An 18,420-nucleotide genomic window follows, 5' to 3' on the forward strand; every position below is an offset into this window, starting at 1 on the left:
CGTCTCCAGTCATTGCGCGTCTCCAGTCATTGCGCCTCTCCAGTCATTGCGGTCTCGGGTGAGCAGGTGCAGGGGGTGTCCGGTGAGCGCGCCGCCGTCGGCGAAGGCGCCGGCCAGCGCGTCGACGGTGGCGAGGTCGCCGAGCAGGATGGCGCCGACCAGCCGGTCGCCGCGCAGGACGAGCTTCTTGTAGCTGCCGCGGGTGGCGTCGGTGAGCCGCAGCACGTCGAGGCCGGGGTCGAGGGTCTCGTCGACGGTGCCGAAGGCCGCGTACTCCAGGCCGCCGGTGCTGAGCCGGGCGCGCGGGCCGGTGCCGTGGTAGCGGGCGTCGGGTTCGGCGCCGGAGAGGCGGCGGGCCAGGACGTCGGCCTGGTCCCAGGCGGGGCCGGCCAGGCCGTGGACGGTGCCGCGGTGTTCGGCGCAGTCGCCGATCGCGGACACCTGTGGGGCGACGGCCAGTTGGTCGTCGACCAGGACGCCGGTGCCGACGGGTAGTCCGGCGGCGTGGGCGAGCGCGGTGCGCGGGCGGGTGCCGCAGGCGAGCACGACCAGGTCGCAGTCCAGGCGGTAGCCGCTGGCGAGCTCCACCGCGCCGGCCCTCTCCCCGCCGTGGACGGCCCGGGCCCGGTTGCCGGGGTAGCAGTCGACACCGAACATGCGGAGCCGGTCGCGGAGCACGACGGCCGCCTCCGGGTCCAGTTGACGATCGATCAAGTGCGGTGCCTGGTGGACGATTTCGGTGCGCACGCCGAGCGCGGCCAGCGCCCGGGCGGCGCTCACCCCGAGCACTCCGCCGCCGATCACCACCGCCCGCTTGGCACCGGCGGCCTCCTCGGCGAGCCGGGTGCAGTCCTCCAGGGTGCGCAGCGTGTGCACGCCCTCGGCCAGTCCGTACCCGTCGGGGCGGCGCAGCCCGCGCACCGGCGGCAGCACCGGGTTGGCGCCGGTGGCGAGGACCAGTTCATCCCAGGGCTCCACGGTGCCGTCGGCCAGCCGCAGGGTGCGGTCGGCGGTGTCCAGCGCGACCACCTCGCAGCCGGTCCGGGCCCGGGCCCCGCCGAGCGGCAGGGCGATCGACTCGGCGTCGTAGCGACCGGTGAGCACCTCGGCGAGCAGCACCCGACTGTAGGGGGCGCGCGGCTCGGCGCCGTACACGGTGACCGTGCCGGGCCCGCCGAGGGCGGTGTACCGCTCGGCGAAGCGGGCCGCCGCCATGCCGCCGCCGACCACGGCGATCCTGGGGCCCGCCGTGTCGCCGCCGACCCCGGTGGCCCTGGGGCCCGCGGCGTCCCCGCCGACCCCGGCGATCCGCTGGTCGGTCATGTCGTCGTCACCTCCACTCGTTCGACCCGCACCGCGCAGAGCTTGAACTCGGGCATCCGGGAGACCGGGTCGAGCGCGGGATTGGTGAGGGTGTTGGCCCGGCCGGCGCCCGCCCAGTGGAAGGGCATGAAGACGGTGTCCGGGCGGATGGCGTCGGTGACCCGCGCGGGGGCGACGGCCCGTCCGCGCCGGCTGGTGACCGCGACCGGGACGCCGTCGGCGATGCCGAGCCGCTCGGCGAGCCGCGGGTGCAGTTCGACGTACGGGCCGGGCGCGGCCGCGTTGAGCGCCCCGACCCGGCGGGTCTGGGCGCCGCTCTGGTACTGGGCGAGCACCCGGCCGGTGGTCAGGTACAGCGGGTACTCGGCGTCCGGTTCCTCGGCGGCCGGGCGGTGGGTGACCGCGGCGAAGCGGGCCCGGCCGTCCGGGGTGGCGAAGCGGTCCAGGAAGAGCCGCGGGGTGCCGGGGTGGTCCTCGGCCGGGCAGGGCCAGAAGACTCCGTCCTCGGCGACGATCCGGGCGTAGCTGATGCCCGCGTAGTCGGCGTCGCCGCCGGCCGAGGCGCGCCGCAGTTCGTCGAAGGCCCGCTCGGCGTCGGCCGGGAAGCCCTCGGCGGGGAAGCCGGCCGGCACGCCGAGCCGGGCGGCGAGTTCGCGCAGCAGCCACAGTTCGCTGCGGACGCCGTCCGGCGGGTCGACGGCGCGGCGGCGCAGGATCACCCGGCCCTCCAGGTTGGTGGTGGTGCCGTCCTCCTCGGCCCACTGGGTGACCGGCAGCACGACGTCGGCGAGCCGGGCGGTCTCGGAGAGCACCACGTCGGCGACCACCAGCAGGTCCAGTGCGCGCAGCCGTCCGGTGACGTGCCCGGCGTTCGGCGCGGACACCGCCGGGTTGGAGCCGGCCAGCAGCAGAGCCCGGACGCCGCCGGGCCGGCCGAGGTCGTCCAGCAGCTCGTAGGCGGACTTGCCGGGGCCGGGGATCGACGCCGGGTCCACCCCCCAGACGGCGGCGACGTGCGCCCGGGCGGCCGGGTCCTCGATCGAGCGGTAGCCGGGCAGTTGGTCGGCCTTCTGGCCGTGCTCGCGCCCGCCCTGCCCGTTGCCCTGGCCGGTGAGGCAGCCGTAGCCGCTGTACGGGCGGCCGGCCTTGCCGGTGGCGAGGCAGAGGTCGATCCAGGCGCCGACGGTGTCGGTGCCCTTGCTCTGCTGCTCGGGGCCGCGCGCGGTGAGCACGATGCCGGTCCGGGCCTCACCGAACATCCTGGCGGCCTGGTGGAGTTGACGGGCCGGGACGCCGGTGATCCGCTCCACCCGGTCCGGCCAGTGGGCCATCGCCGAGGCGCGGGCCGCCTCGAAGCCGGTGGTCCGGCGCGCGATGAACTCCCGGTCCAGCAGGCCGTCGGCGATCACCAGGTGGAGCAGGCCCAGGGCCAGCGCCAGGTCCCCGCCGGGGCGCGGCTGGAGGTGCAGGTCGGCGAGTTCGGCGGTCCGGGTGCGGCGCGGGTCGACGACGATCAACTTCCCGCCGTTCTCCCGGAGTTCGCGCAGGTAGCGGACGGCCGGCGGCATCGTCTCGGCCGGGTTGCCGCCGACCAGGATCAGGCAGCCGGTGTGCGGGAGGTCCGCGAGCGGGAAGGGCAGCCCGCGGTCCAGGCCGAAGGCCCTGCGGTGCGCGGCGGCGGCCGAGGACATGCAGAACCGGCCGTTGTAGTCGATGTTGGCGGTGCCCAGCACCACCCGGGCGAACTTGCCCAGCAGGTAGGCCTTCTCGTTGGTCAGACCGCCGCCGCCGAACACGCCCACCGCGTCCGGGCCGTGCTCGGCCCGCACCCGGGCCAGCCCGGCGGCGACCCGGTCCAGCGCCTCCGGCCAGCTCGCCGAGCGCAGCGGGGCGCCGGGCCGGTCCCGCAGCAGTGGACCGTCCAGCCGTACGCCCCGGGCGAGCAGCGCGGGCGCCGTCCGGCCCTTTCCGCACAGCGCGCCCCGGTTCACCGGGAAGGCCGGGCGCTCCAGCACCTCCAGCGGCCCGTCCGCGCCCGGCGCCAGCCGCATGCCGCACTGCAGCGAGCAGTACGGGCAGTGGGTGTCGGTGGCCGCGGCGAGGGCGGCGGGGCTGGTCGGCGTCATGCCGAGAACGGTCGCGGCCCGCTGTTTCGCGTCCGGGTCGCGGATGTTGCGGGCGCGGTACGCCTCGCTCACGGCGCCCGGTCACCGGGGTGCACACCCGGACATCTGCCGTAACCGCAGCGGCACTTCCGCTTACCGGTGGGTGACGGGCAGGCAATGCCCCCGTAACACGTGCCGCGCAGGCTGACCGGCATGGCACCGAACCCCACCCCGCCCGGACCGGCAGGACCGGCAGGACCGCCCGGAGCGGCAAGCCCGGCGGAACAGGCGACCCCGCCCGGCCCGCTCACCGGCCTCACCATCGGCGTCACCGCCGCACGCCGCCGCGAGGAGCTCACCGCCCTGCTCACCCGCCGCGGCGCCCAGGTGGTCGAGGCCCCGGTGCTGCGCATCCTGCCGCTCGCCGACGACCTCGCCCTGCGGGAGGCCACCGACCGCTGCCTCACCGCCCCGCTCGACTACGTGGTCGCCACCACCGGCGTCGGCTGGCGCGGCTGGATGAGCGCCGCCGAGGGCTGGGGCCGGGGCGCCGCCCTCGCCGAGGCCTGCCGGGACGCGGTGGTGCTCAGCCGCGGCCCCAAGGCCACCGGGGCGGTCCGCGCCAGCGGGCTCGACGAGGGCTACTCCCCCGGCACCGAGGCCACCGGCGAACTGCTCACCTGGCTGCTGGCCCGCCCGCTCGCCGGGCGCCGGATCGCCGTCCAGGAACATGGCGTCCGGCTGGACGCCTTCGCGACTGCGCTGCGCGAGCGCGGCGCCGAGGTGATCTCCGTCCCGGTCTACCGCTGGGCGGCGCCCGAGGACCCGGGCGCGGTGCGCCGGCTGCTCGACCAGACCGTGCGCCGCCAGGTGCACGCGCTCACCTTCACCAGCGCCTCCGCGATCACCGCGCTGCTCGCCGCCGCCGAGGCCGAGGGCCTGTACGGGCCGCTGCTGGACGCCCTGCGCGCCGACGTGCTGCCGGTCTGTGTCGGCACCCTGTGCGCCCGGCCGCTCACCGACCTCGGCCTGCCGGCCGTACACCCCGAGCGCGGCCGGCTCGGCGCCCTGGTCCGGCTGCTCGCCGACCTGCTGCCCGGCCGCACCAGCCGTCGGATCGACCTCGCCGGGCGGGTGCTGACCCTCCAGGGCAACGCCGCGCTGGTCGACGGCGAGAGCCACTGGCTCAGCCCGCGCGGCGCCGCCGTGCTCCGGGCCCTGGCCGAACGCCCCGGCCGGGTGCTCAGCCGCGCCGAACTGCTGCGCGCCGCCTGGCCGGACGCGGCCGCCGACGAACACGCCGTCGAGGCGGCGGTCGGCCGGCTGCGGGCCGCGCTCGGGCCGCACGCCGGCCTGATCCGCACCGTCCCCAAGCGGGGCTACCGGCTGGCGGCGGGCTGATGCCACCGGTGCTGCTCGCGGTCGGGCACGGCAGCCGCGACCGGGCGGCCGCCGCCTCGACCCGCGCCCTGCTGCGCCGGGTCCGCTCGCTCCGGCCCGAACTGACCGTCCACTGCTGCTTCCTGGACCTCGCCCGCCCCTCGCTCGCCGAGGCGCTGTCCCGGCTGCGCGGCACGGAGACCGTCCTGGTCCCGCTGCTGCTCGGCACCGGCTACCACGTCCGGGTCGACCTCCCGGAGGCGCTCGCCGCCGCCCGCCTCCCCCGCACCCGGCTCGCCCCGGCCCTCGGCCCCCACCCGCTGCTCGCCGAGGCCCTCGCCGACCGCCTCGCCGAGGCCGGCGCCCCGCCCGGGGCCCCCGTGGTCCTCGCCGGGGCCGGCTCCTCCGACCCCGCCGCCCTCGCCGACACCGAGCGGATGGCCCGGCTGCTCGCCGGCCGCCTCGGCCGCCCGGTCACCCCCGCGCACCTGTCCGCCGCCGCCCCCACGCCGCAGCAAGCCGTCGCCGCGCTCCGCGCCGCCGGGCACCCCGGGGTCGCGCTGGCCGGCTACCTGCTCTCGCCCGGCTTCTTCGCCCGCCGCGCGGCCACCACGGCGGCCGCCTGGACGACCGCCCCGCTCGGCACCCACCCGGCCGTCGCCCGGCTGGTGCTGCACCGCTACGACGAGGCGCGCGCCGCGACGGCGCTGCCACGCGCGGCTTGAGACCGGCGAGGCGGCCGCGGGCGGCCCCTGCGGCTACTCCGCGACCGGCTCCGGGGCCGGCTCCGCGACCGGCTCCGGGGCGGCTCCGACGAAGGCCAGCAAGCGCTCGTTGACCGCCTCGGGCTGCTCCAAGTTGAGCCCGTGGCCCGCCCGTTCGAGGATCTCCGCCCGCACGCCCGGGACCAGGGCCGTCACCCGCTCCACCACCTGACGCGGCCGCAGCAGCGCGCTGCGCCGGCCCACCAGCACCAGCACGGGCAGCCCGATCGACCCCAACTCCCCGTCCGTGAACGGCCGGGCCGGCGGGCGGCTGCCCGGCTTGTAGCTGCGCATCGCGAGCATCAGCGGGGCGATCATCTCGCGCGGCGCGCTGAGCGCCGGGTTCGCCAGCAGCCGCCCGACCGCGGGGCGCAGCGGCTCGGCCGGGTCCTCCCCGGCTGACGCACGCCCTGCACCCCGGCTTCCGCCGGCTCCACCCGGCTTCACCCAGGGCAGAATGCCGCCCCCTTCCCCCCGCGCCCGGGATCCCTAGGCTGGAGGGGTGAGCACTCATGCGCCGAACGAAGCCCGCGTCATCCCGCTGCGCCCACAGGCCACGCCGCCCGGCCGCGGTGAGTCCAGCCACGGTGAGTCCAACCACCGCGAGCCCAACCGCGGCGAGTCCGGCCGCGCCGCCCGGCCGGAGCACACCCCGCAGCGGCCCACGCCGAAGGAGCCCCTGTGGCGCGACCTCGTCGGCGACGCACTGCGGCGCGAACGGATCGCCCAGGAGCGGACGTTGAAGGACGTCGCGGAAGCCGCCCGAATCTCGATGCCGTACCTGTCGGAGCTGGAGCGCGGACGCAAGGAGGCCTCCTCCGAGGTGCTCGCCGCCGCCGCGAAGGCCCTGGGGCTGGGCCTCGGCGGCCTGCTCTCGCTGGCCCAGGACGAGCTGGTCCGGCACACCCGGAGCCGGGTCGGCCACGGCCGGGTGAGCCACGCCCGGGTGAACCAGGGCCGCACCGCGCCCACGGCGCAGTACGACGGGCTCTGCATGGCGGCCTGACCGCACCGGCGGCCGGTACTCCCCCGTAGTACCGGCCGCCGCCCGGGCTCAGTTGAACGCGAGTCGCCGGCTCAGCACCTCGTCCGCCAGCCCGTACGCGACCGCCTCCTCCGCGCTGAGCACCTTGTCCCGGTCCATGTCCGCTCGCAGCGTCGCCACCTCGTGCCCGGTGTGCCGGGACAGCACCTCCTCCACCTGCGCGCGGATGCGCACCATCTCCTTGGCCGCGAGGCTGAGGTCCGAGACCGTCCCGCGCTGCCCGCCGCTGGCCGGCTGGCCGAGCAGCACCCGCGCGTGCTGGAGCACGAACCGCCGCCCGGGATCCCCGCCGGCCAGCAGCACCGCCGCCGTCGACGCCGCCTGCCCGACGCAGAACGTGGAGATCGGCGCCTGCACGAAGGTCATCGTGTCGTAGATCGCCATCAGCGAAGTGAACGACCCCCCGGGCGAGTTGAGGTAGATCGAGATCTCGCGCTCCGGGTTCTCCGACTCCAGGTGCAGGAGCTGCGCGATGACCACGTTCGCGACCCCGTCGTCGATCTCGGTGCCGAGGAAGATGATCCGCTCGTTCAGCAGCCGGCTGAACACGTCGTAGGACCGCTCACCCTGCGCGGTCCGCTCGATCACGTACGGAACCGTGTACGACCCCATGTCACAACCCCATCCGTCGGCGGGACGAGGCCGGGCGGATGTCGGCGACCGACTCCACCACCCGGTCCACGAGCCCGTACTCCTTGGCCTGTTCGGCCGTGAACCAGCGGTCCCGGTCGCTGTCCCGGGCGATGGTCTCCACGCTCTGCCCGGTGTGCTCGGCGGTGATCTGCTCGATGGTGCGCTTGGTGTACTGCAGGTTCTCCGCCTGGATCTCGATGTCCGCGGTCGTACCGCCGATGCCCGCCGACGGCTGGTGCATCATGATCCGCGCGTTCGGCAGCACGAAGCGCTTGCCGCGCGCCCCCGTGGTGAGCAGGAACTGCCCCATGCTCGCCGCGAACCCCATCGCCAGCGTCGAGACGTCGTTGGGGATCAGTCGCATGGTGTCGTAGACGGCCAGCCCGGCCGACACCGACCCGCCGGGGCTGTTGATGTACAGGCCGATGTCGCTGCGCGGGTCCTCCGCCGACAGCAACAGGAGCTGGGCGCACACCCGGTTCGCCGACACGTCGTCGACCTGGGTGCCGAGCAACACGATGCGCTGGGCGAGCAGTTGGGCGGCGAGGTGGTCGTCGAAGGGGCCGGGCCGGGTATCACCGTCCTCCGCGCGGGGCGCGAGCACGGTGGCGAATGGAGTCATCTGGTCCTCCTGGTCGAGGCGGAGCTGCCGTCCCCTCCACTCTCACCCCCGAACCGGCCCCGGACGCCTCCTCTCTGCCCGCCGCAGATTCGCCGACGGCAGAGCCAGCCCCCACGGCCCGGGTCAGCTGCGGAACACCGCCGTGGGGCCGTCGACGTTCACGAGTCGTCCCGTTCGCCTGCGGCACCCACCACCCGCTCGTTAGCGTGAGAACCAAGACCGCCACCGGACTTGGGGAGGACTCGGGGTGGGTGGATACATATCGGAGCCGGAGCGGCTCCCGGTAGCAGCGGCCAAGGTGGACGAGGGAGCGGACAAGGTCTCCCAGGCCGACACCGGCTTCGGCGAGTCAGCAGCGACCGCGACCCGCCACGGCGAGTGGAGCATCGGCTCGTCCCTCGGCGCGTGCACCAGCCACTGGTCCACGGAGACCGGCAGGATCACCGATGCGATGCGGAAACTCGCCGAGGGACTTCGAACCACCGCAACCAACTACTACCGGCAGGAATCCGCCGTTGCGGAGCAACTGCAGAGCGCTGCTGCCCTGTTGGAGGGCAAGGACTGATGCCGTCCATCTATGCCGAGGACCCCGACGGCCGCCGCAAGGTCGCCGAACCCGTTCATGACCACCGCTTCGCAAAACCGGTCACCCTGCACCAGATCCGGTCCTGCGATCCCGAGGCCTTCAACCGCGCAGCGGAAGAGTGGGACAAGGTCGGGAGCGCCCTCGGTTCCGCACGCTATCTCGTCGTCGACGTGCTCTCCACGCTCCAGGAAGGCTGGAGCGGCGAAGCCGCCGTCCTGGGGCGGCGGGTCCTCTCCGATCTGCTCGACGAAATGTCCATCGCCGAGCAGGAGATGGAGGCCGCGCGGCTCACCCTGGTGAACGCCGCCACGGGACTGGCGCTCGCCCGCCGTTGGGTGGCCGAGGCGGACGACCTCGCCCGTACGAACGACCTCACGATCAAGGATGACGGGAACATCGGTTTCCCGGCGTGGTTGACCGGGAGCAACGACCCGGAGAGCGGGGGCGAATCCCGCCGCCTGGCCACGGTTGCCGGAGACATCCGCAATCTGTTGACGGCCGCCATGAAGTACGCGGCTGATGTCAGCAACACGGCTGGGCACGAGCTGGACCGCATCAACGATGCCGTGAAGTACCGCCACCTCGACGACTGGACGAAAAAGGTGGTGGGCGAGGATCTTGCTGCTGCCCGGGACCTGTCGAAGGTCTTCGGGGGCGAGGGCGGGGCGCTGCTGCCGCCGGATGCGTACGACAGGGGCGCAGGCGACTACAACACCGAGAGCCCTACTGACCGAGACCGCAAACTGGCGGCGACGTTGGGAGCCGGGATCGCCGGCATGCCCTTCGCGACCGGGGGCACCAATGCCAGCGCCAACATGGCGCACTACCTGTCCGGTACGGGAGAGCCGCTGAATCTGAACGTCGAGGACATGCTGAAGGAGATCCCCGGCTTCCAGGCGAGCGTGAACACCACCCTGGACGGCAACCTCGGCGGTTGGGAAGCCGAAGCCCTGGCGGAGTACCGACGCACGGGCAAACCCGTCGCACTCGTCCAGCAGACCGGGTGGCAACCCATGTCCGCGACACCGGAGAGCAGCAAGGACTGGTTCTACGCGGTCGGCTCCTTCCACTACAACACGGAGGCGAAGATCGAGGTCAAGCCGACGTCGCCCGGTGCTCCCCCCGAGGTGACCGTCACCTACCGGACGAACGTCCGCGACCGGTACAACTGGGACAACGGGAAGAGCACCGAGGTGCCGGGCGTGGGCCGGGTGACCGACGCTGACATCCAGCGCCTCCACCGGACCGGTTTGGCCAGGGAGTTCGACATGGGGGGCGCTAGCGATGCCAGGACCAGGAAGCTCTGATGTGGCGTCCGGAGGTGTCGATGGCCGACCGTGGAGGCGTCGGCTCCTGGGCGGCCTTCTCGGGTTGTGCGTGCTGATTACCCTGGGGTGTGTCTGGTGGGGGGTGGCCGAGTTCCGTCGGAGCCTCGATCCGCCTCTGACCGACGCCGACCGCGCGGAGCAGCTCGCAGGTCTGTACTACGAGCAGCATCCCGGCAAGGGGCGGTACTACGTCCCGGCGGACGCTGTGCTGTCCCGGAGCGCCGACGGGACGTCTGTCGCCTACCTGCACTACCGGATCGGTGGCGGCGACTCCGCCACCATCGACGACTTCCTCGACACATACGACCTGCCGCAGCCCGGTGCTTCTGGACGGCTGCCGGAGGACCTCAAGGCCGCGCTGCCGGGCGAGGAGCCGGCCGAGGGGGTGCTGCTGCCGGAGGGGCGGGCCGGGCGGCAGGTCTTCGTGGTGGCCCACCCCTCCGAGCATCACGGCGCGGCCGACGTGTACGTGCGGGCCACGGGGGCCTGACTGGCCCTGCACGGCGACGCAGCGCGGGCCCGCGTCCGAGGTGACGCGAGCCTGCCCTTCTCATGACTGCTGCGCAGGAAGTCGGTCCGGCCGACTTCCTGCGCAGGGGTTCGCACGGTGTGGTCGCCGCTTCGCCCGTGCCGAACGCTCTGTCAGCGGCCGGTGGCCACCGACGCGTTCGTGGTCTCGTCCTCGCCCTGGTCGGCCTCGTCCCAGTCGCCCCAGCCGTCGCTGCGGTCGCGGTAGAGGGTGAAGCGGTCGTACAGGACGGGCGTGGGGAGCGGGTTGGCGGCGGTGGCGGGCACCGAGTGGTAGTAGGAGACGGTGATGGTGGTGCGGTCGCCGGGGTACCGGCCCGGGTCGACGTCGAAGACGGCGACGCCGTACGGGTACTTGGTGTCCGGGTCGGTGACGGCCGACCAGTGGGCCTTCTCCTTGGCGTCCGGGTCGGCCTTGAAGGTGAGCCGCTGGGTGCGGACGCTGGCCTGGCGGACGCCGTCCGCGTCGGCGGGCAGGTAGACGTCGTCGTGGCCGGCGGTGCCACCGCCGCCCAGGATGAGGTGGACGGTGCCCTCGGAGGTGTCGATCCGGCGCAGGTCGTCGTCGACGACGGCCGGGGTGAGCAGCCCGCCCGGCTCGGTGCCGCGGACGGGGTGGGTGCGCTCGTAGTCGTGGTCGTGGCCGGCCAGTACGAGGTCGACGGAGTAGCGGTCGAGCAGCGGCAGCAGGTTCTCCCGGATGCCCATGTCGCCGCCGTGGCTGGCGGCGGAGGAGGACATCGCGAACTGGTGCAGGTTGACGACGATCCAGTCGACCGCGCTGCCGCGCCGGGCGCGCGCCAGGACCCCTTCCAGCCAGCGGAGTTGGGCGCCCTCGCTGTAGCCGCTGATGTAGATGGACTGCCCGGTGGCCGGGTCGATGCTGGCGTCGTCCTCGACGGCGATCTCGTTGCCGTCCAGGCTGACGAACAGCACCGAACCGACCTGGAAGCTGTACCAGTTGCCGCAGTGGTCGCGGTTGCCGTTGTCGGGCAGCTCGAAGCGGGTGAGGTAGGAGGCGTACCCGAGGTCGCCGCCGCCCGCCTCGACCTCGTGGTTGCCGGGGGCGGGCATCCAGGGGCGGTTGGCGGCGGACTTGGACAGGTTGTTCATGAACGCGTTCCACGCCTGCGGCTGGCGCTGCGGGTTGTTGTTGGCGTAGGCGAGGTCGCCGTTGAGCAGGTGGAACAGCGGGTTGAACTGTTCGACCTGCCGGACGGCCGCGGCACCGTGGATGGAGGACTTCGCGAACACGTTGTCGCCGGTCCCGAGGTCGCCGAAGCTGGTGAAGCGGAAGGCGGCGCGCCCGCGGGCGGGGGCGGTGCGGAAGGTGCCGCGGACGGGCTCGGCGCCGTCGTGCAGCACCTCGTACACATAGGTGGTGTCGGGGCGCAGCCCGTCGAGGCGGGCGTGGTGGGTGAAGGTCTCGACCTTGTTGAGGCCGTCGACGTAGCTGCGGCTGCTCGCGTCGACGCTGCGGCCGGCGCCGCCGCGCGGGGTGCCGATCCGCACCCGGGGGCGCTTCACGGAGGCGCCGGTCGCCCAGGAGACGGTCATCTCGCGGGAGGGCTCGTTGCCCCACTGGAGGTGGATCTGCTCCGGTCCGGGGGTGCCGGCGACGGCCGGCTGGGTCCACAGCAGGGTGGACGCGGGCAGCGCGACGAGCGCGCCGGCCGCCGTACCCGTCCGGAGGAGCGTTCTGCGCGAGGGTTGTGCCGGGGGATGTGCCGGGGGATGTGCCACTGCCGCCTCCTGGGCTCCGAGAATCGCCGAGGAGGCTCGCAGTCGAAACACACGGTCGCACCACGATCGATCGTGCGTACGGCGAACGGAAGTTGAACGCTGGTCCACACCAATGGACCGGCGTACGGGATCAGCCCGCGTCCACCCCGTCCGGCGGCGCGGCGGCCACCCCTCCCGCAGCGCCTACAGCCCCGATCCGCCGGTCACTCCCCGCCCGGCCCGCGCGCTGCCCTGATCGACCGTCATCGTCCGTCCGCCCCCCTTCGTCGAAGTGGCGTCCGGGGCGCTCCGGGAACCGGCTGACGACCGGGGTACGGCCGGATGGCCGCGGGCCACGGGGGTGGTGCGGGACGGCCGGGCGGGTGACCTCTCGGACGTGTCGGCGGTGGCACGCCCCATCCGGCGTGCCTGGGTTGGAACGCGCCGCCTCCGGACGGCGCACGCCTTGTCCCCGAACCTGAGAGCCGCCCATGCCTCCCACCGCTCGACTCCGCCGCCTCGTCCCCACCGCGCTCTGCGCCCTCGCCGTGGCCCTCGCCGCCCCCGCGGCCCACGCCGCACCCCCGGGCGGCGACACCGGGACCGACCCCGGCGGGAGGTCGGACGGCGGGAGGTCGGACAGCGGCCGGTACGACTGGGAGCGGGTGGCGGACTGCGAGAGCAGCGGCAACTGGCACATCAACAGCGGCAACGGCTACTTCGGCGGCCTCCAGTTCGACCAGTCGACCTGGCGGGAGAACGGCGGCCTGGCCTACGCCCCGCGCGCCGACCTCGCCAGCCGCGAGCAGCAGGTGCAGGTGGCCCAGCACCTGGCCGAGCGGCGCGGCCTCTCCCCCTGGCCGGTCTGCGGCTCCCGCGCCCTGGGCGGCCACGCCCACGGGGCCGCCACCCCGGACCGAAACCGCGACCGCGACCGCGACCGGACCCGCGACGAGGAGGCCGCCCAGGCCACCCGCGACCACGGGCGCGACGCCGTCCTGCCGCCGCCCGCCCCGGGCACGGCCGGGGACGGCCGGTGGACCGTCCGCGAGGACGACACCCTGGACCAGCTCGCCGCCACCCTGCACGTCCCCGGCGGCTGGCCCGCGCTGTACGCGCTCAACCGCGACACCGTCGGCGAGGACCCGGACCTCATCCAGCCCGGGCTGGTCCTGCGACTCCCCTCCTGAACCGTCTGCGAGAACACCCGCCGCCCACGCCGCGCCCCGGCGTGGGCGGCGCCGTCACGGTGGCGTCGTCACAGCGGCGCCGTCACGGTGGCGTCGTCACAGCGGCGCCGCCTCACAGTGGCGCCGTCACCAGCGGCGCAGCAGTGCGCCCAGCAGCCAACGCCCTTGATCCGTCGACCAGTTCACCTGGTCGCCGGATCGCCGGAAGCGCTACGGCCGGACGGCCGCCAGCACGTGCAGCCCGCGCGCGCCCGTCTCGTCGTGGCTGACCTCCAGGCCCGCCGCGCGCACCTGCCCCGCCACCCATCCGGTGGCCAGCCGCAGCTTGGGGTAGCTGCTGACCTGCTGGGTCCAGCCCTCGCCGGCGCGGGTGTGGATCAGGTCGTGGACCAGGGCGGTCTCCTCGTCCGGGTACTCCAGGAAGCAGGTCATGATCCGGTCCGCGGTGGCGCGCACCGGCAGGAAGCGGTCCGTGCCGGTCAGCGGGCGGGTGAGATCGCGGAAGGACAGCACCAGCCGCCCGCCCGGGGCGAGTGCGGCAGCGGCGTCGTGCAGCAGCGCCGCGACGTCGGCGCGGGTGGGCAGGTGGGTGAGGGTGTCCCCCATGCAGAGCACGGCCGCCACCGAGCCCGGCCCGGTGTGCTGCGGCAGCGCGCCGCGCAGGTCGGCCTCGACGGTGCGGACGGCCCCGGCGTACCCGGCCTTGTCGGCGGACTCACGCAGTTCGGCGAGCAGCGGGGCGCTGGTGTCCAGGGCGAGGACGGGGTCGAAGCCGAGGGCGGCCAGCGCCAGGGTCTGGGTGCCGGGGCCGGCGCCGAGGTCCACGGCGGTGCGGCCGGCGGCCCCGGGCTCGACCCCGAGCCCGGCCAGCAGTTCGGCCTGCGCCTCGGCGAGGGCGGGGATGTCGCCGCCCAGCATCCAGGTGTAGTGGGCGGCGAGGAGACGGTCGTAGTGCTCGGGTGCGGTGCTCATGCGGGCCGGGCCCCTTCTCGCGATCCGATGGTCCGTTGGTCAGGTGTTCAGTTGGTCAGTTGGTCCGATCGCACTCTAGAGGGGCCTACGGAACCGCAGAACGGCAGAGGTACCGCCGCACCGGAACGCCGACGGCCCGCCCGGTCCTGGTGGACCGGACGGGCCGGGGCGCTACGGACGAGCCGTGACGCGGCAGGCGGGCCGTGAGGCTACGGACGAGCCGTGGCGCGGCAGGCGGGCGTCAGCCGACGTGGACCCGCGGACGCTTCGTCCGGTCCGGCTCCGCCTCGCGCAGCACCTCGCGGGTGACCGGCGCGACCTCGCCCTGACCGAACAGGATGAAGCGCAGGAACTGGGCGAAGGGGTGCCCCTCGGTCCACTCGAAGTACAGGTGCGGCCGCTGCCCGGTACGGTCCCGCACGGTGAGCGCCAGGGCGGCGATCGCGTTCGGGATGCTGGAGCTCTCCAGGGTGAGCACCCGGTACCGGTTGTGCAGCACCTCGCCGTGGACGGTCAGCTCGGACTCGAAGTCCGAGGCGTCCCGGACGGTCACCTCGACGAAGACCAGGTCGTCCTCGCCGGGGATGTCGTTGTCGGCGCGGATCTGCCGGATCTTGTCGCGGTACTCGGCGACGTCCCGGTTGGTCGGCTCGTTGGCGATCAGGCGCAGCGGGCGGTGGGCGTAGTCGCGGATGAACCGCTCGGCCGTCTCGTCCAGCTGCACGTCCGTGACGCGCAGCTCGAAGGCGCGCTTGAGGCGGGAGAGCAGCGACACCAGGATGATGCCGGCGATGAAGCAGGCACCGATCTTGACGCCGTCCGGGCGCTCCATGGTGTTCACCACGGTGGTGTACAGGAACACCGCGGCGATGATCCCGAAGGCGATGGTCCAGCCGCGCTGGCGCTTCTTGTAGGCGGCGATGGTGACGGCGATGGCCGCCGAGCTGATCAGGACCAGTACGCCGGTGGCGTACGCGCCGCCCTGGGCGTCGACGTTGGCGTCGAACAGCCAGGTGATCAGGAAGCCGACGATGGTCAGCACGATCACCATCGGGCGTACGGCGCGGGCCCAGTGCGGGGCCATGCCGTAGCGCGGGAGGTAGCGGGGCAGCAGGTTGAGCATGCCCGCCATGGCGGACGCGCCGGCGAACCACAGGATGGCGATGGTCGACAGGTCGTAGACGCTGCCGAAGGCGCCGCCCAGGTACTCGTGCGCCAGGAAGGCCAGGGCGCGGCCGTTGGCCTGGCCGCCGCTCTCGAACTCCTTGGCCGGGATGAGCAGGGTGCAGATGAAGCTGGTCGCGATCAGGAAGGTGCTCATGATCACGGCGGCGGTGGTGAGCAGCTTGCGGGTGCCGCGGATCCGGCCGACCGGGTTCGCCTCGGTGTCGCCCGCGTCGCCCTTGATGTGCGGCATCACGGCGACGCCGGTCTCGAAGCCGGACATGCCGAGCGCGAGCTTCGGGAAGACGACGAGCGCGACGCCGATCATCACGAAGATGTTGCCGTGCTGGGTGGTGAGCGCGTTGGACCAGTCGGTGACCACGTGCGGCGCCTGGATGATCTTCCAGATGCCGACCGCCACGACCACCACGTTGAGCGCCAGGTAGACCCCGACCAGCCCCACGGCCAGACCGATCGCCTCGCTGAAACCCTTGAGGAAGACGGCACCGAGCAGGGCGACCAGGATCAGCGTGATCAGCATCTGCTTGCCGCCGAGGGCGCCGGTCAGGTGCGGGTTCTCGACCAGGTGGGCGCTGGCGTCGGCGGCGGAGAGGGTGATCGTGATGATGAAGTCCGTCGCCGCGAAGCCGAGCAGCGCGAGGACGAACAGCTTGCCCTTCCAGAACGACAGCAGCCGCTCCAGCATCGCGATCGAGCCCTCACCGCGCGGGCTCTCCTGGGCCACCCGCCGGTAGACCGGCAGTGCGCCCAACAGGGTGACCAGCACCAGCACGATCGTGGCGATCGGCGACAGCAGTCCGGCCGCGAGCGCGGCGATGCCCGGCTGGTAGCCGAGCGTCGAGAAGTAGTCCAGACCGGTCAGGCACATCACGCGCCACCACGGCTGGCCCGTGTGCGCAGCGTGACCGGCCTCGGCGACGGAGTCCCCCGACTCCGCGCCGTCCGGCTGCGCCTCGGCGGCGTCCTGCTGCGCCTTCGCGGCGGCGTCCTTGGCGGCCTTCTCCGGCGACATGTCCTCCAGGAGCCAACTGCGGAGCCGTATTCGCGCCGACGACGGAGCCTCCGTCGTCGTCTCCGTCGAACCCGACGAAACCACCTTGCACCTCTTGTTTAAAGACCCCGTAAAGCGCCGTCGGGCGACGGCAGTGCGCCAGGCTATGCGACGGCCGTTAAGGAGGCGTCATCGGCCCGCGTTAAGAAAACGTCATGGCTTCGCAGGTCGGCACGGGTGGCCCGGCGGTCCGGGGTCCGCGCCGGGGCGGGGCGATGGAGCACCCCGCCCCGGCGTCTCACGAAGCGGACAGGGTTACGCCCGGTAACCGAGGACCGTCATCATGCCGGTCTCCGCGTGGTACACGTTGTGGCAGTGCACCATCCACAGGCCCGGGTTGTCGGCGTCGAAGTCCACCGCCAGGGTCGTGCCCGGCAGCACGATCGCGGTGTCCTTGCGCGGGCCGCCGGCGCCCAGCGCGAAGCTGTGTCCGTGCAGGTGGACGGGGTGCCACATGGCGGTGCTGTTGCGGAACTCCAGCCGCACCCGCTCCCCGGCCGCGACCGGGTGGCGCTGCGCCGGGTCGTACTTGCGGCCGTTGAACGCCCAGTCGGCCTTCGCCATGCCGCCGGTGAGCTCCAGCGCCACCGTGCGGTCCGGCGCCCGGTCCGGCAGTCGGACGCCCGGGTCGGCCTTCAACTGCCCGGCGGTCAGCAGCCGGCCGTCCAGTTCGGCGGGGCGGGTCGAGGCGTCCGGCGCGGCGCCGCCGCCGGTGCGCAGCACGGCCAGCGCGGTGGCGTTCTTGCCCTCGGCCAGGGCGGTCAGCGGGAAGGCGCCGTCCTTGGCGGTGACCAGCACGTCGTAGCGCTCGCCCATGCCGAGCAGCAGGGCCTGGGTGGTGGCCGGTTCGACCGGGAAGCCGTCGGTGTGGGTGACGGTCAGCTCGTGGCCGCCGAGGGCGACCCGGTAGGCGGTGTCGCCGCCCGCGTTGACCAGCCGGATCCGGATCCGGTCGCCGGGCTTGGCCGTGAAGGTCTCGGGGGCGGTCGCCAGGCGGCCGTTGACCAGGTGGAAGGGGTGGGCGACGTCGCCCGCGTCACCGCCGAGCAGCGGACTGGTGGCGCCCATCAGCATCCGGGACGGGCCGGTGGCTCCGGTGGGGGTGCTCCCCGTGCCCGGGCCCGTGCCCATACCCGGCATGCCCGGCATGCTGTGCCCCGAGTGGTCCATACCGCCCGTGCCGCCCGTGGCTCCTGCGTCGCCCATGTCGCCCATGCCCTTGGCGAGTTCGGCGAGGACGGCGTCCGGGGTGCTGCCGTCGACCCCGTCCACCCAGTCGTCCAGGACGACGACCCACTCCTTGTCGTAGCGCAGCGGCTCCTTCGGGTCCTCGACGATCAGCGGGGCGTACAGGCCGCGGTCCTGCTGGACGCCGGAGTGCGGGTGGAACCAGTAGGTGCCGGGGCGGGAGAGGGCGAAGCGGTAGTCGAAGGAGGCCCCCGCCCGGACCGGGTCCTGGGTCAGGCCCGGCACGCCGTCCATGTCGTTGCGCAGCGCCAGGCCGTGCCAGTGCAGCGAGGTGGGCTGCGGCAGGTGGTTGGCGAGGGTGAGGGCGAGGGTGTCGCCGACGGTGGCGCGCACCTCCTGGCCGGGCAGGCGGTCGCCGTAGGCCCAGCTGCGGACGGTGCGTCCGCCCAGGTCGAGGGTGGTCTCGGTGGCGGTGAGCGCGACCTTGCGCTCGGGTCCGGGCCTGCGCCGCGCCTCGGCGGCGGCGACCTCGGGGCCGTTCGGGGCGACGAAGCCGGCGGGGCCGCCCGGCTCGGCGCGGTTCATGGAGGAGTGGTCCATGCCCTTCATCGGGTCGGAGGACCCGGAGGAGCAGGCGGCGATCAGGCCGCTCCCGGCGGCGGCGAGCGCAGCGCCGAGGACGGTACGACGGGTGGGTGTGCGCATGACGGAGTGCACCTCGTACAGGGGTGGTGTGGACGTACAGGACGGCGCGTCAGCCGTTCCGTGCGCGGGCACGCAGAAGTGCGCGCGGGCACG

General features: G+C 73.9%; 16 protein-coding genes. 7 read left to right on the forward strand and 9 right to left on the reverse strand.

The annotated features are described in order from the left end of the window. Positions 1-9: 9 nt before the first annotated feature. Together ACIQWA_RS26410 and ACIQWA_RS26415 are read right to left on the reverse strand one after the other, a co-directional pair. Positions 10-1,323: an NAD(P)/FAD-dependent oxidoreductase gene (locus tag ACIQWA_RS26410; RefSeq protein WP_402486615.1), complete on the reverse strand. Its 1,314-nt coding sequence runs from the start codon at positions 1,321-1,323 to the stop codon at positions 10-12. Then, positions 1,320-3,449, reverse strand: a complete 2,130-nt coding sequence (locus tag ACIQWA_RS26415) for a molybdopterin oxidoreductase family protein (RefSeq protein ID WP_402486774.1) — start codon at positions 3,447-3,449, stop codon at positions 1,320-1,322. The genes ACIQWA_RS26410 and ACIQWA_RS26415 overlap by 4 nt, the downstream gene beginning before the upstream one ends. 192 nt (positions 3,450-3,641) lie before the next feature. Here ACIQWA_RS26415 and ACIQWA_RS26420 point away from each other — a divergent pair, with 192 nt between their 5' ends. Both ACIQWA_RS26420 and ACIQWA_RS26425 read left to right on the forward strand, forming a co-directional pair. Then, positions 3,642-4,829 (forward strand): uroporphyrinogen-III synthase, encoded by a 1,188-nt coding sequence (locus ACIQWA_RS26420; RefSeq protein ID WP_402486618.1) that lies wholly within the window; start codon positions 3,642-3,644, stop codon positions 4,827-4,829. Further along, a complete protein-coding gene (locus ACIQWA_RS26425) occupies positions 4,829-5,533 on the forward strand; it encodes a sirohydrochlorin chelatase (RefSeq protein WP_402486621.1) in 705 nt (234 codons plus the stop codon). The genes ACIQWA_RS26420 and ACIQWA_RS26425 overlap by 1 nt, the downstream gene beginning before the upstream one ends. A gap of 33 nt (positions 5,534-5,566) precedes the next feature. Here ACIQWA_RS26425 and ACIQWA_RS26430 read toward each other — a convergent pair whose 3' ends face one another. Further along, positions 5,567-6,019: an alpha/beta fold hydrolase gene (locus tag ACIQWA_RS26430; protein WP_402486624.1), complete on the reverse strand. Its 453-nt coding sequence runs from the start codon at positions 6,017-6,019 to the stop codon at positions 5,567-5,569. Between the two features lie 55 nt (positions 6,020-6,074). On the opposite strand from ACIQWA_RS26430, the gene ACIQWA_RS26435 reads away from it, so the two are divergent. After that, complete coding sequence (locus tag ACIQWA_RS26435) at positions 6,075-6,578, forward strand: helix-turn-helix domain-containing protein (RefSeq protein ID WP_402486627.1); 504 nt, start codon at positions 6,075-6,077, stop codon at positions 6,576-6,578. A gap of 48 nt (positions 6,579-6,626) precedes the next feature. Here the strand turns inward: ACIQWA_RS26435 and ACIQWA_RS26440 are convergent, their stop codons facing one another. Both ACIQWA_RS26440 and ACIQWA_RS26445 read right to left on the reverse strand, forming a co-directional pair. Continuing rightward, a complete protein-coding gene (locus ACIQWA_RS26440; RefSeq protein ID WP_360238510.1) occupies positions 6,627-7,229 on the reverse strand; it encodes an ATP-dependent Clp protease proteolytic subunit in 603 nt (200 codons plus the stop codon). Position 7,230: 1 nt separating this feature from the next. Next, the gene (locus ACIQWA_RS26445; protein WP_402486631.1) at positions 7,231-7,872 is read right to left on the reverse strand and encodes a ClpP family protease; all 642 of its coding nucleotides are present in this window, start codon (positions 7,870-7,872) and stop codon (positions 7,231-7,233) included. Between the two features lie 247 nt (positions 7,873-8,119). Between ACIQWA_RS26445 and ACIQWA_RS26450 the strand changes: the two genes are divergently transcribed. The 3 genes from ACIQWA_RS26450 (at position 8,120) to ACIQWA_RS26460 (ending at position 10,276) form a co-directional block, all read left to right on the forward strand. Further along, the gene (locus ACIQWA_RS26450; protein ID WP_402486634.1) at positions 8,120-8,437 is read left to right on the forward strand and encodes a type VII secretion target; all 318 of its coding nucleotides are present in this window, start codon (positions 8,120-8,122) and stop codon (positions 8,435-8,437) included. Further along, positions 8,437-9,765, forward strand: a complete 1,329-nt coding sequence (locus ACIQWA_RS26455; protein WP_402486637.1) for a hypothetical protein — start codon at positions 8,437-8,439, stop codon at positions 9,763-9,765. The genes ACIQWA_RS26450 and ACIQWA_RS26455 overlap by 1 nt, the downstream gene beginning before the upstream one ends. Positions 9,766-9,868: 103 nt before the next feature. Next, the gene (locus ACIQWA_RS26460; protein WP_402486639.1) at positions 9,869-10,276 is read left to right on the forward strand and encodes a hypothetical protein; all 408 of its coding nucleotides are present in this window, start codon (positions 9,869-9,871) and stop codon (positions 10,274-10,276) included. 152 nt (positions 10,277-10,428) lie between these two features. Here the strand turns inward: ACIQWA_RS26460 and ACIQWA_RS26465 are convergent, their stop codons facing one another. Continuing rightward, positions 10,429-12,057, reverse strand: coding sequence for a purple acid phosphatase family protein (locus ACIQWA_RS26465; RefSeq protein ID WP_402486642.1), 1,629 nt, complete (start codon positions 12,055-12,057; stop codon positions 10,429-10,431). Between the two features lie 470 nt (positions 12,058-12,527). On the opposite strand from ACIQWA_RS26465, the gene ACIQWA_RS26470 reads away from it, so the two are divergent. After that, positions 12,528-13,226 carry a transglycosylase family protein gene (locus tag ACIQWA_RS26470; RefSeq protein ID WP_402486644.1) on the forward strand — a complete coding sequence of 233 codons (699 nt, stop codon included), beginning with the start codon at positions 12,528-12,530 and terminating at the stop codon, positions 13,224-13,226. 210 nt (positions 13,227-13,436) lie between these two features. Here ACIQWA_RS26470 and ACIQWA_RS26475 read toward each other — a convergent pair whose 3' ends face one another. The 3 genes from ACIQWA_RS26475 to ACIQWA_RS26485 form a co-directional block, all read right to left on the reverse strand. Then, a complete protein-coding gene (locus ACIQWA_RS26475) occupies positions 13,437-14,198 on the reverse strand; it encodes a class I SAM-dependent methyltransferase (RefSeq protein ID WP_402486647.1) in 762 nt (253 codons plus the stop codon). A 241-nt stretch (positions 14,199-14,439) separates the two neighbouring features. Next, positions 14,440-16,395: an amino acid transporter gene (locus ACIQWA_RS26480; RefSeq protein ID WP_402486649.1), complete on the reverse strand. Its 1,956-nt coding sequence runs from the start codon at positions 16,393-16,395 to the stop codon at positions 14,440-14,442. Positions 16,396-16,689: 294 nt separating this feature from the next. After that, complete coding sequence (locus ACIQWA_RS26485) at positions 16,690-18,327, reverse strand: multicopper oxidase family protein (RefSeq protein ID WP_402486651.1); 1,638 nt, start codon at positions 18,325-18,327, stop codon at positions 16,690-16,692. Positions 18,328-18,420: the final 93 nt, after the last annotated feature.

Origin of the sequence: Kitasatospora sp. NPDC098652, assembly GCF_044760155.1 — a bacterium.
Classification (GTDB): Bacteria; Actinomycetota; Actinomycetes; order Streptomycetales; family Streptomycetaceae; genus Kitasatospora.